We start from the raw sequence: 14261 nt of genomic DNA, 5'->3' as shown, positions 1-14261 counted from the left end.
CCAGCCCGACCAGCCCACCGAGCCCGACCAGCCCGACCAGCCCGACCAGCCCACCGAGCCCGACGAGCCCACCGAGCCCGACCAGCCGGACCAGCCGGCCGAGCCGGACCAGCCGGCCGAGCCGGACCAGCCGGAACAGCCCACCGACGAGCCGGACGAGCCGGAGGCCCCGGCCGCTGCCGCGTCGGCGACCCCGGGCGCCACGGCACCGACCGCGTCGCCGTCCGGCACCTCGTCGCAGGTGCTCGCGGCGACCGGCGCGGGCGCGACCGGCGTCGCGTTGGCCGCAGCTGGTGCAGCCGCTGCCGGGACCGGCCTGAAGGCGCTCGCCTGGCGCCGCCGGCGACGGCAGCACTAGCCGCTCTCGGTCCCGGGCCGCTCGCGGGGCCCGGGACCTCCCGGCGACGACCGGTCAGGGCGCGATGACGAGCTCCGCGATCAGCCCGCCCTCCAGGGCGAAGCGGTAGCGCAGGTCCACCACGCCGCCGGGGAAGTCGCCCTCCAGGTGGTGCGTGACGACCCAGTGCGTGTCGTCCACGCGCTCCGCGCCGAGGAGCGTGGTCGTGTAGGTGAACTCCGACCCGGCCTCCGTCACGAAGCGGCGGAGGTCGTCGGGGCCCCGGTAGGTGTGGCCGTCGTCGAGGACGACCACGTCGGGGGTGCAGGCGCGGACGGCCGCCTCGGCGTCGCGGGCGGACTGGGCGGCGAGGTAGGCGCGGACGGCGCCGGGCAGGTCGGCGGGCAGGTCGTCGGGGAAGGAGCTGGATGCAGTGGTCATGCCCGCAGCGTGCGGGCCGCCCCTGCGGGAGGGTCAACGGCTGGACCCTCCCCCCGGGGGAGGGTGCACGATGACGGCGTGCTGGCCATCGGGGAGTTCTCGCGCCTGACCCACCTGAGCGTCCGGACGCTGCGCCGCTACCACGAGGCGGGCCTGCTCGAGCCGGCGCACGTGGACCCGGCGACCGGCTACCGGTCCTACGACGCGGACCAGATCGGCGTCGCGCAGGTCGTGCACCGGCTGCGCGAGCTCGACGTCCCGCTGGCGGACGTGCGGCGGATCCTCGGCACCGACGACCCGGACCACCGGGCCGCGCTGGTGTCCGACCACCTGCGCCGGCTCGAGGCCGAGCTGGACCGCACCCGCGCCGCCGTCGCGTCCCTGCGCCGGTTGCTGCGTCCCGACCCGGCGCCGCTCCCGGTCGAGCTGCGCGCGGTCCCGGAGGTCGTGGTCGCCGGCGTCGAGGGGGACGTCGCCGACGACGAGGTGCTCTCCTGGTACTCCGGCGCCATGGCCGAGCTCGACGCCGCGCTCGCCGCCGCCGGGGAGCCCGCGGGCGTGCCGGGCGGCTCGTACGACAACGCCCTGTTCGAGGACGGCCGCGGCCACGTGGTCGTCCACCGGCCCGCCGCGCGTCCGCCGCGGGTCGGCCGGGTGCACCCGGTGACGCTCCCCGCCGTCGAGCTGGCCGTCACGACCCACGCCGGGGAGCACGACGACGTCGACGTCACCTACGGCCAGCTCGGCGCGTGGGTGGTCGCCAACGCGCTCGCCGTGGCCGGGCCCGTGCGGGAGACCTACCTCGTCGGGCCGCGCGACACCCCCGACCCCGCCGCGTGGCGGACCGAGATCGGGTGGCCGGTGTTCCGGCTCGCGACGCCGCGGCCCTGACGGACCGGTGCGGGCCGGGCCGCGCGCGTCAGACCCGGTCCCCCGCGCCGACGGGCGAGTGGTCCGCGTCGCGGGCGGGTGGCCCGTCGGACGCCGCGACGGTCGGCTGCGGCTCCGCCTCCCCGTCGCCCTCCGGCCGGTACCAGTCGGTGAGAGCCGGGTCCTCGGTGTCCAGCCACGCGCCGGCACCCTCGTCCGGGGGTGTGGCGACGACGCCGAGCACGAAGTCGTCACCGTGCTCCTCGATGCCCGCGCGCACGCCTTGGTCGAGCGCCTCGCGCGCGTAGCGCCGTCGCAGCGTCAGCGGGTCGCGCGCCAGGTCCTTCGCCCACGCGACCATCACGAGGATCACGACCAGCGCGAACGGCAGCGCCGAGACGATCATCAGGCTCTGCAACCCGGTCAGCGCCATCTGGCCGCCGCCGACCAGCAGCACGGCGGCGATGGCCGCGAGCGCGACGCCCCACGCGACGGTGGTCCAGCGGCGAGGCTCCGGGTTGCCCTGCTCGGACAGGCTGGCCATGACGATCGACGCCGAGTCGGCGCTGGTGACGAAGAAGATGACGATCGAGATCATCGCCAGCACCGAGGTCACCGCGCCGAACGGCAGCTCGCCGAGCACCGTGAACAGCATGTCCTGGCCCGACTGCGCCTCGCTGATCGCCGACCCGGTCTGCTCCAGCCACATCGTCGTGCCGCCGACCACGGTGAACCACACCAGGCACACCGCGCTCGGCACCACGATCACCGTGGTCACGAACTCCCGCAGCGTCCGGCCGCGGCTGATCTTCGCGATGAACATGCCGACGAACGGCGTCCACGACACCCACCACGCCCAGTAGTAGGTGGTCCACGCGCTCATGAACTCCTGCGCGTCGGGCGACGTCGCCGCGGACTGCCCCATGAGGGTCGGCAGCTCGCCCACGAACGTCATGAGCACGCCGGGCACGAGGTTGAGCAGCAGCACCGTCGGCCCGACCACCAGGATGAACACGCCCAGCAGGCCGGCCAGGCCCATGTTGATGTTCGACAGCGCGCGGATGCCGCGCTTCAGCCCGGACACCGCGGACAGGATGAACGCCACGGCGAGCACCGCGATGATCCCCACGATGACCGCGTTGCCGAGCGGGCCGACCCCACCGACGATCTCGACGCCGCGCCCGATCTGGAGGGCGCCGATGCCGAGCGACACCGCCGTGCCGAACAGCGTCACGACGATCGCGAACACGTCGACGACCTTGCCGAGCACGCCGTGGCTGCGCTGCCCGAAGATCGGCTCCAGCAGCGCGGACATCAGCGGCGTGCGGCCCTTGCGGTACGCGGCGTACGCGACCGCCCCGCCGACCATCGCGTAGTACGCCCACGCGACCGGGCCCCAGTGGAACAGGGTCTGCGCGAGCGCCACGTGCATCGCGCGGTCGCTGCCGGCCTCGGTGCCGGCGAACGCCGGCGGCACGTCGAGGAAGAACGTCATCGGCTCCAGCGGCCCGTAGAACAGCAGGCCGATGCCGATGCCCGCGGAGAACAGCATCGCGACCCACGACACGGTCGAGAACTCCGGCTTCTCGTCGTCCTGCCCGAGCCGCACGGCCCGGTGGCGGCCGAAGCCGAGCCACATCATGAACAGGAACACGACGACCGTGAGGATCCCGAAGAACCATCCGAAGTCCACGGTGACGAACGCGAACCCGGCCGCCGCGAAGTCCGCGAGGCCCGCCGGGGACAGCACTCCCCACGCGATGACGCCCGCGACCACCGCGGCGGCGACGGCGAACACCACCGTGTCGACCCGGAACCTCCGGTGCGTCTGCTCGACGCCGATCCCGGGCAGCAGCGCCGGGTGCGGCCCGTCGACCGTGGCCGGCGACGTCACCTCCCGGATGATGCGGGCCGCGCGGGCGCGCTGCGGGGTGGCCGCGCGGTCGGCCTGATGACCAGGGCCTCCGCCGTCGGGTCCGGTGCGGTGCTGGCGTCCCACAGGGTGCGTCCTTCGTCCGGGGTCAAGAAACGGTCAAGGACCCTAGGGCGCATCGGCGGATCGCGCACGCCGACGGGGGCGGCAACGTCGGCGCGCGACCGCCCCCGTTCCGGGCGTCACGCGGTGAGGTACCGGGAGTAGAACGCGCGCGGGTCCTGCGCGAGCGAGGCCTTCACCATCGCGCTCCAGTCGTCGACGACGACCTCGAACGCACCGGCCTCGACGGCGTCCAGCGTCATCCGGGCGACGTCCGCGGGATCCGTCTTGGGTGCGTCGAGGCCCCGGGCCATGTCGGTGTCCGCGAGGCCGAGGTGCACGGACGTCACCTGCGTCCCCTGCCCCGCGAGCTCCAGGCGCAGGGCGTTGCTCATGTTCCAGTTCGCCGCCTTGGACACCGCGTACGCGCCGGCGCCCGGCGCGGCGAACCACGACAGCGCGGAGGCCACGTTGACGACCGCCCCGCCGCCGTTGTCCGCGAGGACCGGCGCGAAGGCGCGCACCATCGCGAGCGTGCCCCAGAAGTTGACGTCCATCTCCGCCCGGACGCCGTCGAGGTCGCCCAGCAGCTGCGCCCCCGTCGAGATGCCCGCGTTGTTGACGAGCAGGTCGACGTCGCCGGCCAGCTCCGCCGCCGCGGCGACGGCGTCCGGGTCGGTGATGTCGAGGGCGACAGGGCGGGCGCCCGGCAGGTCGAGGGTCTCGGGCCGGCGGGCGGCGGCGTAGACGGTCGCGCCGCGCTCCAGCAGCTTCGCGGCGAGGTGGCGGCCGATGCCGCGGTTGGCTCCGGTGACGAGTGCAGTGGTCATGGCGGCTACGCTAGAACCTCACGTGGACGTCAGGTGCAAGTCCGGGCGTCCGACCACCGGGAGGGTCCGTGCGCATCGGCCAGGTCGCCCAGCAGGCCGGCGTCAGCGTCCGCGCGCTGCGCTACTACGAGGAGCAGGGGCTGCTCGTGGCCGACCGCACCCCGGGCGGCCAGCGCGACTACCCGCCGTCGGCCGTCGACCGGGTGCGCTTCATCCAGAGCCTCTACGCCGCCGGCCTCGCCAGCAGCGCCGTGCTGCGGATCCTGCCCTGCATGGACCACGGCGTGCTCACCGACGCGATGCACGAGCGGCTGCTGGCCGAGCGCGCCCGGGTGCAGGCCCAGCTCGACGAGCTCACGGCCGCGCGGGACCGGCTGGACGAGGTCATCCGGCTCGGCCAGGCGCACCGGCCCGGGCACGGGGACGCCACCGCCGGGCGACGGTCCGCCTGACGGGGGATGTCCGCCTGGCATCGCCGGGGGGCGGACCGCCCCTGGTCAGCGAGCCGTGACCAGCCGGACGACCTCCCGCGCCGAGCGGGCGTCCGCCCAGCGCGGCACCGCCTCGCGGTAGCGGGCGTACGGCTCGCCGAACCGCTCGGCGAGCACCTGCTCCTCCGCCCGGATCTGCCCGACCGTCAGCGCCGCGACGAACCCGGCGACCGGCAGCAGCGCCGCGAACGACCGCCGGGCGGTGGCGTGCGCGACCAGCACGGCCGCCAGCCCCACGTACATCGGGTTGCGGGTGACCCGGTTCGCACCCGCCACCACGAGGGTGCTCGCCTTCGCGGGCGCCACGGGGTCGATCGTCGTCCGCGTCCGGCGGAACCGCAGCAGCGCGTCGCCCGCCAGCGCCAGCCCGGCGGCCGCGACGGGTGCCGCCGCCAGCAGCGACGCCGCGGTCGGCCGGGCGCGGCGCGCGAGCACGACCTGCGCGGCGCCGGCCGCAGCGGCGAGCACCGCCGGCGGCACGGCCGTCGAGCCCCGGCCGCTCACGCGTGCCCCAGCCGCTCGTGCGTGCGGTGCGACGCGGGCTCGATCTGGAACGTCGAGTGCTCCACCGAGATCGGGAAGTGCGTGGACAGGCACTCCTGGAGCTGGTCGAGGATGCGGGCCGTGTGGCCGTCGGAGAAGCACTCGTCGTCCACCGTGACGTGCGCCGTGACCACGGGCAGCCCGGTCGCGACGAGGCTCGCGTGCAGGTCGTGCACCGCCCGCACGTGCTCCACCCCCAGCAGGTGCTCGCGGACCGCGTCGAGGTCGAGCCCCGCCGGCGTGGACTCCAGCAGCACCGCGCCGGTCTCGCGCAGCAGCCGGATCGCCCGCGGCACGATCAGCGCGCCGATCAGCAGACCCGCCACCGCGTCGGCCTGCTGCCAGCCGGTCGTCGCGATCACCACCGCCGCGACGATCACCCCGACCGACCCGAGCGCGTCGTTCAGCACCTCCAGGAACGCCGCGCGCAGGTTGAAGCTCGCCGACCGGCCACCGGCGAGCACCGCCATGGCGATCACGTTCGCCACCAGGCCGATGACGCCGAACACGACCAGCTCCGTCGACGGCACCTCCGGCGGTTCGGCCAGCCGGCGCACGCCCTCGACCAGCACGTAGCCGCCGACGGCCAGCAGCACCGCGGCCTGCGCGAGGGCGCCGAGCACCTCGGCCCGCCGGTACCCCCACGTCCACCGCGACGTCGCCGGCTTCAGCGACAGGTGCGCGGCGACCAGCGCCATCGCCAGCCCCGCGGCGTCCGTCAGCATGTGCGCGGTGTCGACCAGCAGTGCCAGGCTGCCCGTGACCAGCGCCCCGACGGCCTGCGCGACCAGCACCGTCGTGGTCAGCCCGAACGCGATCGCGAGCCGGCGCCGGTGGTCCGCCGGCTGCCCCGCTCCGGCGGCGGACGCGTGGCCGTGGTCGTGCCCGTGGCTCACGACAGGTCCTCCGCGAGGTGCGTGCACTCCTCCGGGTGCGGGCCGCCGCGCAGCAGGTCCTCCGCCGCGCCGACCAGCGTCGCGAGCCGCCCGGGGTCGCCGATCGCGTAGATCGACGACCGGCCACGCTGCCGCACGGTCACCAGGCCGCAGTCCCGCAGGCACGCGAGGTGCGCGCTCACCGTGCTCTGCGCGAGGCCGAGGTGGTCGGTCAGCTCGCGGACGGAGTGCTCGCCGGTGAAGAGGTGGCGCAGGAGGGTGAGGCGGGCGGGCTCGCCGAGGGCGCGGAACAGCGCGGCGGTCGGGGCGGTGAGGGCGGCGTCGTCGGCAGGACGGGAGTCGTTCTCATGATCGATACCAGACGCTGTCATCGTCATGTGGCGATGATAGCGCCGGACGGCGCCTCCGTGCGTCGCGGCCCGCACCGACCGCGTAACCTCGTCCTCGGCGCAGGGCGGTCAGGCCTCTCCCCGGAGAAGCCCGACGGAGTCCCTCACCCGGGCCTCTAGCTCAACTGGCAGAGCAGCGGACTTTTAATCCGCGGGTTGTGGGTTCGATCCCCACGGGGCCCACCCGAACCGTGTGTTGTCTCGGTTGATGCTGGACGTTTGGTGTTCGGCTGAGGGTTGACGGGGTTCCGGGTGAGGGTTGACACCGGTTCCGGTTGATCCGTGACGCTCTTCCATGAGGGAGATGAGCGTGGCCGAGCAGCGGTACAAGGCAGTGCTGGCGGTGATCGCGGATCGTCGCACGATCACCGAGGTCGCAGCGTCGTGGGGGATCTCGCGTCAGACGTTGCACGGGTGGCTGGCCCGGTACGAGGCAGGTGGGCTCGAGGCGTTGGCCGACCGGTCGCACCGGCCGGTGTCCTGTCCGCACCCGATGGTCCCGACATCGAGGTCGCGGTGTGGGAAGTACGGCGTGCGCACCCGGGCTGGGGTCGGGTCCGGATCGTGCACGAGCTGGCCCGACGTGACGTCGACCCCGCCCCAGTCACCGGCCACGACCGGCAAGATCGGACGGTTCCACCGGACCCCGCAGGCCCAGTTCGGCACCGGCAGGCAGTTCGTGACCCTCATCCAAGCCCAGGACGCCCCCGACCAGCGCGTCGCCTCTTACAACACCGATCGACCCCACCGCTCCAGGCCGGCGGCGCGGCCCCGCATTCGTCAGCGGTTCGGGCACGTCGGCCGATAGTGGCCCGGCTCGCCGCAAGCGCTGCACCGCCGGACACGAACCGCCCCTCCTGGCCTCGGGGTCGATCCCGCCCCTCTCGCCTCGCGGACCTTAGGCTCCACCACGCGCGTGTAGGCCGTGATCATGCGCTCGGGAAACTCGGTCACGGTCGGGAGTTCTGTGCCTCGCACCTCGCGCGGCACGGCTAGGCGCGGGGCACACAACTGCCCAGGGGCCGTGAGTCTCGACTGCCAGCTCAAAGGTGCACCCGCGGCTCGCAGCATCCCCGGAAGCAAAGCGGCGACGAGCCGCACGTCGCCGAGAGCGGTGTGGGTATCGACCAGCGGCAGACCCGCGGCCCTTGCGATCGTCTCCAACCGGTAGTTGGGCAGGGTCAACACCTGGCGAGCGAGACGCAGCGAGCAGAGCGCCGGGAGCGCGCCCACTGGCACCCCAGCCCGTTGGAACTCCGCTCGGAGGAATCGCTCTTCGAACGCGGCGTTGTGCGCGACAACCACGGCGCCGTCGAGCCTGGAAAGTACCTCCTCCGCCAGATCACCGAACTTCGGTGCGTGAATGACGTCGCTGGCACGTATGCGGTGGATGTGCACTGGGCCAGTGTCGCGGCCGTCGGGGTTCACCAATGTCGAGTACTCATCGAGCACCCTGCCGGCGTGGTCGACCCGGACGATAGCCACTTCTACGACTCGGTCGCCGCGCCGGGGGGACATGCCCGTCGTTTCGACGTCGATGATGGCGAACGGACCGTCGTAGCGGTCCCCGTGGGCCGACGGATAGCAGAGTGTGAGCGGGTCGGCACCCAGACGTACAGGTCGGGGCGTGAAGGGTGTCGGCCACGATCGCGGCTCATCGCTGGGACTCGAGACGTCGTTGGGTCGCGGCAAACGAGGCGCCGCCGGGGTGGGGCGGTGCTGCTGACCATCCCACACCACTTGCTCCGGTGTGCGCCGAGTGGCCCCGGAAGTCGCCATACGAGTCGAGGACGGAGGGCGCCTCGGTGATGTCGGCATGCCTCGCCTCGGCGGCGCGGGGGCGCGCCTCTGACGGCTCTGCCCGGTCCGCCTCCGTGACGCCGCGACTAGCCACCACGTGATTAGGACGATCACAGCAACGGTGAGCAGCCCTTCCATCGGTCAGCTCTGCGGCTTGGTTCGGCACAGCCCGGCCAGGTCACACGAGTCGCACGTCGTGCACCAGGATCTGTGCCGCGGCAGATCGTTCGTCCGGAGCGCTTCGCCGGCGTCGCGGATGCGGTCCCGCACCCCCACGAGGAGTGGCTCGCGCACCCTCTCTCGGGTGGTGTGCCCGTCCTCGTCGAGGTTGAGCACTTCGATGAGATCGGCGCTCGAGCCGGTCAGCTCCTGGTACCCGACCGCGTAGACGTGGAGCTGGTCGCGGGTGACGTCCTCGGCCTGCGCGCGCTCGGTCGACTTGAAGTCGACGATCGACACCTCGTTGGTCTCGAGTCGCTTCACGAGGTCGATTCGGCCATCGACGGTGATGCCGGGCGCGATGTGCACCTGGATCTGCTTCTCGGAGTGCAGCGTCCGCGCGAGGTCACCTCTGTGTTCGGCCAGGTAGCGGTAGAGCGCTGCGGTAGCAGCCCTGGTCAGCTGTTCACGCAGCGCCGGGTACGCATATGGAGTGTGGAGGTGCCGCGTGACGAGCTCGGGCACCGCTGCTGCGTCCAGGGTCCGGCCTGCCAGCGCGGCCTTGTGCAGTTCGGCGAGAGCGTCGTGGAGGCCCTTGCCGTAGCCGAGGGCTTCGTGGATCGGGGGGTTGAAGCCGTAGAGGAACCGCAACTTGAAGCCGTAAGGGCACTCGAAGAGGTACTTGAGCTCGGAGAACGACAAGGAGACTTGCGGAACCTCGTGCCGCGGGTGCGGTGGGAGCCGCGCCCCGTCCGGCAGGCTGGCGTCGGTGGAGACGTAAGGGCTGGCCGAGATCTCCCCGAAGTACGGCGACGGCTTCTTGAACTTGGAGCTCGCGCTGGGCGAGAACGTGACGTGCAGGTACTTCTGCGCGCGCGTGACGGCGACGTACAGCAGCCTTCGCTCGTCTTCAGGCGTGCCGCGGTATCGGTCGGACGATGCCACAGCCTCGGCGGGCACGACATGGAAGACGTTCACGCCACCGAACCTCTGGGACGGGAACCGATTTGCGCGCATGCAGGGCAGGAACACGGCCGGCCACTGCATGCCCTTGGCTTGGTGCACGGTGGAGATGACCACGGCGTCGGGGGTGGCGTAGCCGACGTCCGCGTCGGCGTCGTCGTAGTAGCTGGGCGCATGGTGGGTCAGCCAACCCACGAACTGCTCGTACTTCTGGCGTGGGGCGCTCTGGAAGTTGATCGCCTCGAAGTCGGAGATCACCTGACTGAACTTGCCGAGCTGGTACAGCACGAGCTCTGCTCGTCCCGGCTCGCCCGGGATGGTGTCCTCGCGAACCTCGAGTGATTCCAGGACGTCGAGGTAGAGGCGCTGGATGTTGTAGACGGACCACGCCTCGCCCTCATCGAAGGCGGCTGCTCCATCGAGGATAGCCATCGCCGGTTCGAGGCTGCGCCCTTCGGCCAAGAGGTTCGCCTTCTCCCACAGCGCGACCAGCCGATCTCGGTCGATCTCACCGACGACATACCGGAAGAGCGCGGTCACTGCCGTGATCTCCGGCGCGTCGAACAGCCTGGTGAGGCCCTTGACGATGAAGGGGATTTCTCGCCGCTGCATCTCGGACACCAGCGGGCCGGCATCGGCCGCAACCGAGCGGTAGAGGACGGCCATGTCCTCCCAGGAGAGACCTCGCGCCTCGTCGTTCGGCCGATCGACGAAGGGCACTCCACGCAGGGCTTGGAGGCGATCGCAGATCCAGGCGGCCTCGGCTTCGGGGGTAGGGAGTGCCTTCGCGACGATGTCGTCCCTCGCCCACCGCTGATGCGAGGCGTGCACCATCGCCTTCGGCAGCCGTACCTCGATCTTGTCCGCGATCCGACGGCCGAGGTCGACGATGCCTTCGCTCGATCGAAAGTTCTCCGCCAGAGTGACGGTCCTGACGCCGGCGTGGCGCTCGGCGAAAGTCAGGATGTTGGTGACCTCGCTGCCGCGCCACTGGTAGATCGTCTGGTCGTCATCGCCAACGACGCACAGGTTCGCGCCATGGCGCACGAGCCCGCGGATCAGCCGCTCCTGCAGGGGGTTCACGTCCTGGTACTCGTCAACCACCACATAGCGCACCTGCTCGCGGACGTAGCGCTGGACAGCAGAGGCCGGGTCGTCGGGCGTTGGCGCCTCTGCCTCGAGCACCCGCACCGCCGTGTGGACCATCGAGGTGTAGTCGAAGTAGGCGTGTTCCTTGAGCAGATCGCGGTAGGAACGAACCGAGTCGAGGACCGCCGATTGCACGAGCGTCAGGTCGACCTCATCCTCGTGGAGCAGACCAACAACCTGGCCGTAGAGCTTGCTGTGCACATAGCGGCGCAGGACGGGGACCTTCTCGAGTGTCGTCGGGCACGACGTGAGCCCGCTGCGGCGACTGTTGCGGTCGATGAAAAGTCGCTGCGTCGTCTCGGTCAGAACCGAGTATTTGAACGTCTCGGGCACATAGGTCTGCAGGAGATTGAGGCAGAACGAGTGCATCGTGCCGATGTACATCTCGGCGAGTCCGACAGCGTCGCCGTGATCCTGTGCCACAAGGGCGAGCACCCGGTCCTTGAGCTCAGCCGCGGCCCGCTCGGTGAAGGTGAAGGCGACCACGTTCGCGGGGGACACGTCCGGCTGACCGAGGATCGACGAGATACGTTGGGAGATGACCTGAGTCTTCCCCGAACCAGCGCACGCGACGATCTGAAGCGGCTCCTGCAGGCACGCGATAGCCGCCTGCTGCGCGGGTGTGTACGACGTCGGCACGAGTCCCCCTCGGTCGGTGCTTGTCCCTAGTGCATCGGACCACTGACCTCCGACGCCACGGACCGAAGACCTACTCCGCCGGTACCTCCCGCACGACGAGCACCTCGTCTCCGTAGTAGTTGATCGCCTTGACCGCGATCTTGCCTGTACTAGGCACGGGGAAGGGGCGAGAGACCGTCCCGTACAGCGACTCCCAGGCGTCGGCGTCGATCTCCGCCTTCATTGCCGTGCGGAGCCGCTTGTAGGGGTCGGCGCCGCCGGAGAAGTAGGCGTGTCGGACGAAGAAGCTCTCCTCGTCGTAGTCCGTGTCGATCATCCAGAGGGCAATGCCGTCGGTGTCGTTGGACCTAACCTGCCCGGTGGTGGGGTCGTAGACGTCGACGCCGCGGATCTCGACCACGACGCCGTCGTCAGTGACGCGGACGTCGATGTCAGGCTCGCCGAACACTGTGAACAGGTTGGCGTTCTTGGCGTTCTTCAGAAGTTCGTCGCCCATGGCGAGGTCGATGTTCATGCGCACCAGGAGCACCGGCAGCCGGCCCAGCCGGTGCTCGGCTGCCACGGAGGCGAAGCCCTCGCGCTGGGTCTCGCCGACAGCGTCGAGAGCGTTCGCCTCGAAGGCGTACCCGAGAACGACGAGCGACTCCACACCTGACATGTCCAGTGCCTCACGGGCGGCGGCCTTGACCATGCGGGCATCGACCGTGCCGTACTCGGGGCCGAGGCAGATCGCGACCGTGCTCGTGACCGGCTCGGCATGGGCCGAGATGGCGCGCGCCGCGTCGATGTCGGCCTGGGTGGCCGTCGTGGCGAGTGCCTGGATAAACCTGCCCGGGTGTGGATCGATCGAGGTGATCACGAGTCGCTCCCGCTTGCGGCCGTTCTGGATGCCGGCGGTGGCGAGGTTGTCCAGGATCGTCTGCTCGTAGCCGGTGTCCGGCTCGGCGTGCCTCGCCGCGGGAGTGCCGGGTTCGGGGAAAGCCGCGTCGAAGGACGCCGACCGGTGTGGGGACAGCGACTCCACCGTGAACCGTCCGGAGACACGGACCCTGTTCTTGTCCTCGTAGGGGCGGTCGACCAGGTGCTCGGTGTCAGCGTGGCGGCGGATCGCCGCATCGATCTCCTCCCGAGACATGCCCTCGACGAGGTCGGGATTGTTCGCGATCGACTTGAGGGTGATGTGGGGGACGCGCTCGTAGACGAACCCCTGGCGCAGGTCGCCCTTGGTGTCGGTGCGAATGGACGACGAGGGCGCGCCGAGGCTTCGCTCCTTGGCCTGGCCCTCTGGGGAGTCAGCGAGCAGGTAGTAGGGGTACTTCGCGGCCATGAGGCGCTGCCGGGCGAGGGCGATCGCGACACGGGAGGTGTCGATAGTGATCCAGCGGCGCCCCCACTGCTCGGCCACGTAGGCGGTGGTGCCGGAGCCGCAGGTCGGGTCGAGGACCAGGTCGCCCGGGTCGGTCGCCATGAGCAGGCAGCGCTCGATGACCTTGGTATTGGTTTGGACGACGTACACCTTGTCGTCTGTGAAGTTGCCGGTGCCCGTGTCCAGCCAGCGGTTGGTGTGGAGCTGGAAGCCGAAATCGTCGGCGTATCTGACGTAGCGGATCGAGGCCTTCGCTGAGGCGATCCGCCGGGCATACTTCAGTCGTTCCATACCCAGCGGATAGGACGCCTTCCAGTGCGAGTTGGTGCCCGGTCGGTAGACACTGCCGTTGTACTCGAAGGGCTGATCTCCATTTGCGGGGTTCTGCGACTGAAGGTTGTCTGGTGTGTATCGCCTAGCCCCCGCTGGCACTGCGACCGTCCCGGCGCGCTCTGCGGCCGTCAGGCTTCGCCGCGAGCCGTCCACGAGCTCGACCCGGTTGTAGGTGGCAAGTTCTGCCTTGTCGACTTCGCGCCAGACTCTGCGGAACTTTACGTTCATCGCAGCCTTTGCATACCAGAGGATATAGTCGCCCGAACGAGGGAGGGTCGCCGCATCGAATCCGGACGTGGTGGTGAACGCAATCTGGCTCACGAAGTTGTCGGGCCCAAACACCTCGTCAAGCAGGTTCCGAACGAGGTGGACGTTCTCATCGCCGATCTGGACGAACACCGAGCCCGATTCTGTCAACAGCTCCCGAGCGACGAGCAGCCGGTCCCGGAGGTAGGTGAGGTAGGAGTGGATCCCGTCTTCCCAGGTGTCGCGGAAGGCTTTGATCTGCTCCGCCTCGCGAGCAAGGTCCGTGAGGCTTCCATCCTTGACGTCGCGCTTGTCCACCCGCGGCTGCCAATTTGACCCGAACTTGATCCCGTACGGCGGGTCGATGTAGATCGCCTGGACCTGGCCGCGAAGATTCTCCCGGTCTGCCAGCGACGCCATGACCGCGAGGGAGTCGCCGAGGATCATGCGGTTGGCCCACTTGGACGAGTGCTGGTAGTACTCGACGGCCTCGAATGGGCCGAGATCATCGAACCCCTCGAACAGGGTGAGCTCAGGCTCGTCCTCGGGCCGGGCAGCAGTCCGGCGGAGGTTCTCCACCAGTGCGCGAGGGTCAATCTTCTCCTGGATGTAGATCGGGGGCGTGGTGACGGCGAGCTCGTCGTCCTGGGCGTCCTTCCCCCGCCACACGAGCTGGGGGTCGAGCGCGGTGTTTCGCGGCCAACGCGTGGTGGTGGGGGCAGCCACGTCGTCGGGCAGGAACGCGTCGGCGTCGGCGGTCGGGATGTTGACGCGCCGGTCGTCGTGCACGTGAGACTCGACGGGGGTGGTGCGGGGCTCGCGCGGCGCGGGCAT

12 protein-coding genes, 1 tRNA gene and 2 pseudogenes are annotated in these 14261 nt (G+C 70.8%); 6 read left to right on the top strand and 9 right to left on the bottom strand.

All coding sequences use genetic code 11. The features are described 5' to 3' along the window. A pseudogene (locus tag AAHH18_RS08255) lies at positions 1–358 on the top strand (hypothetical protein); the annotation flags it as partial. A gap of 54 nt (positions 359–412) precedes the next feature. Here AAHH18_RS08255 and AAHH18_RS08250 read toward each other — a convergent pair. Beyond that, positions 413–778, bottom strand: coding sequence for a nuclear transport factor 2 family protein (locus tag AAHH18_RS08250; RefSeq protein ID WP_283319390.1), 366 nt, complete (start codon positions 776–778; stop codon positions 413–415). A 78-nt stretch (positions 779–856) separates the two neighbouring features. Here AAHH18_RS08250 and AAHH18_RS08245 point away from each other — a divergent pair, with 78 nt between their 5' ends. Then, positions 857–1669: a MerR family transcriptional regulator gene (locus tag AAHH18_RS08245; RefSeq protein WP_343301269.1), complete on the top strand. Its 813-nt coding sequence runs from the start codon at positions 857–859 to the stop codon at positions 1667–1669. A 28-nt stretch (positions 1670–1697) separates the two neighbouring features. Here the strand turns inward: AAHH18_RS08245 and AAHH18_RS08240 are convergent, their stop codons facing one another. Beyond that, complete coding sequence (locus AAHH18_RS08240; RefSeq protein WP_343301268.1) at positions 1698–3542, bottom strand: BCCT family transporter; 1845 nt, start codon at positions 3540–3542, stop codon at positions 1698–1700. Positions 3543–3763: 221 nt separating this feature from the next. Then, the gene (locus AAHH18_RS08235; RefSeq protein ID WP_343301267.1) at positions 3764–4453 is read right to left on the bottom strand and encodes an SDR family oxidoreductase; all 690 of its coding nucleotides are present in this window, start codon (positions 4451–4453) and stop codon (positions 3764–3766) included. 68 nt (positions 4454–4521) lie between these two features. On the opposite strand from AAHH18_RS08235, the gene AAHH18_RS08230 reads away from it, so the two are divergent. Next, a complete protein-coding gene (locus tag AAHH18_RS08230; RefSeq protein ID WP_343301266.1) occupies positions 4522–4905 on the top strand; it encodes a MerR family transcriptional regulator in 384 nt (127 codons plus the stop codon). 45 nt (positions 4906–4950) lie between these two features. Here AAHH18_RS08230 and AAHH18_RS08225 read toward each other — a convergent pair whose 3' ends face one another. The 3 genes from AAHH18_RS08225 to AAHH18_RS08215 are packed head-to-tail and all read right to left on the bottom strand — an operon-like array spanning position 4951 to position 6760. Next, complete coding sequence (locus AAHH18_RS08225; RefSeq protein ID WP_343301265.1) at positions 4951–5448, bottom strand: methyltransferase family protein; 498 nt, start codon at positions 5446–5448, stop codon at positions 4951–4953. After that, positions 5445–6383 carry a cation diffusion facilitator family transporter gene (locus AAHH18_RS08220; RefSeq protein WP_343301264.1) on the bottom strand — a complete coding sequence of 313 codons (939 nt, stop codon included), beginning with the start codon at positions 6381–6383 and terminating at the stop codon, positions 5445–5447. The genes AAHH18_RS08225 and AAHH18_RS08220 overlap by 4 nt, the downstream gene beginning before the upstream one ends. Next, the gene (locus tag AAHH18_RS08215) at positions 6380–6760 is read right to left on the bottom strand and encodes an ArsR/SmtB family transcription factor (protein ID WP_343301263.1); all 381 of its coding nucleotides are present in this window, start codon (positions 6758–6760) and stop codon (positions 6380–6382) included. The genes AAHH18_RS08220 and AAHH18_RS08215 overlap by 4 nt, the downstream gene beginning before the upstream one ends. 122 nt (positions 6761–6882) lie before the next feature. Here AAHH18_RS08215 and AAHH18_RS08210 point away from each other — a divergent pair. The 3 genes and pseudogenes from AAHH18_RS08210 to AAHH18_RS18300 all read left to right on the top strand — a co-directional run bounded on the left by AAHH18_RS08210 (position 6883) and on the right by AAHH18_RS18300 (position 7580). After that, positions 6883–6955 (top strand) — tRNA-Lys (locus AAHH18_RS08210). Between the two features lie 112 nt (positions 6956–7067). Further along, positions 7068–7375: pseudogene (locus tag AAHH18_RS08205) on the top strand (helix-turn-helix domain-containing protein); the annotation flags it as partial. Next, positions 7305–7580: an integrase core domain-containing protein gene (locus AAHH18_RS18300; RefSeq protein WP_459349098.1), complete on the top strand. Its 276-nt coding sequence runs from the start codon at positions 7305–7307 to the stop codon at positions 7578–7580. The pseudogene AAHH18_RS08205 and the gene AAHH18_RS18300, both read left to right, overlap by 71 nt. Here AAHH18_RS18300 and AAHH18_RS08200 read toward each other — a convergent pair. From AAHH18_RS08200 to AAHH18_RS08190, 3 genes are all read right to left on the bottom strand, one after another. Next, positions 7553–8551 carry a 3'-5' exonuclease gene (locus tag AAHH18_RS08200; RefSeq protein ID WP_343301262.1) on the bottom strand — a complete coding sequence of 333 codons (999 nt, stop codon included), beginning with the start codon at positions 8549–8551 and terminating at the stop codon, positions 7553–7555. The two genes, AAHH18_RS18300 and AAHH18_RS08200, sit on opposite strands and share 28 nt — an antisense overlap. 162 nt (positions 8552–8713) lie before the next feature. Next, entirely contained in the window at positions 8714–11482 is a 2769-nt protein-coding gene (locus AAHH18_RS08195) for an ATP-dependent helicase (RefSeq protein ID WP_343301261.1), read from the bottom strand. 70 nt (positions 11483–11552) lie between these two features. Further along, complete coding sequence (locus AAHH18_RS08190; protein ID WP_343301260.1) at positions 11553–14261, bottom strand: site-specific DNA-methyltransferase; 2709 nt, start codon at positions 14259–14261, stop codon at positions 11553–11555.

It is taken from the genome of Cellulomonas olei (genome assembly GCF_039548315.1).
Lineage (GTDB): Bacteria > Actinomycetota > Actinomycetes > Actinomycetales > Cellulomonadaceae > Cellulomonas.
The sequence above is the reverse complement of the archived record's forward strand: the minus strand, read 5'-3'. Positions and strand labels throughout refer to the sequence as shown.

Excerpts from the sequence above, each read along its gene's own strand:
- AAHH18_RS08250 (WP_283319390.1), bottom strand. The coding sequence starts at position 778 with ATGACCACTGCATCCAGCTCCTTCCCCGACGACCTGCCCGCCGACCTG.
- AAHH18_RS08235 (WP_343301267.1), bottom strand. The coding sequence starts at position 4,453 with ATGACCACTGCACTCGTCACCGGAGCCAACCGCGGCATCGGCCGCCAC.
- AAHH18_RS08215 (WP_343301263.1), bottom strand. The coding sequence starts at position 6,760 with ATGACGATGACAGCGTCTGGTATCGATCATGAGAACGACTCCCGTCCT.
- AAHH18_RS08200 (WP_343301262.1), bottom strand. The coding sequence starts at position 8,551 with ATGGCGACTTCCGGGGCCACTCGGCGCACACCGGAGCAAGTGGTGTGG.
- AAHH18_RS08190 (WP_343301260.1), bottom strand. The coding sequence starts at position 14,261 with ATGCCCGCGCCGCGCGAGCCCCGCACCACCCCCGTCGAGTCTCACGTG.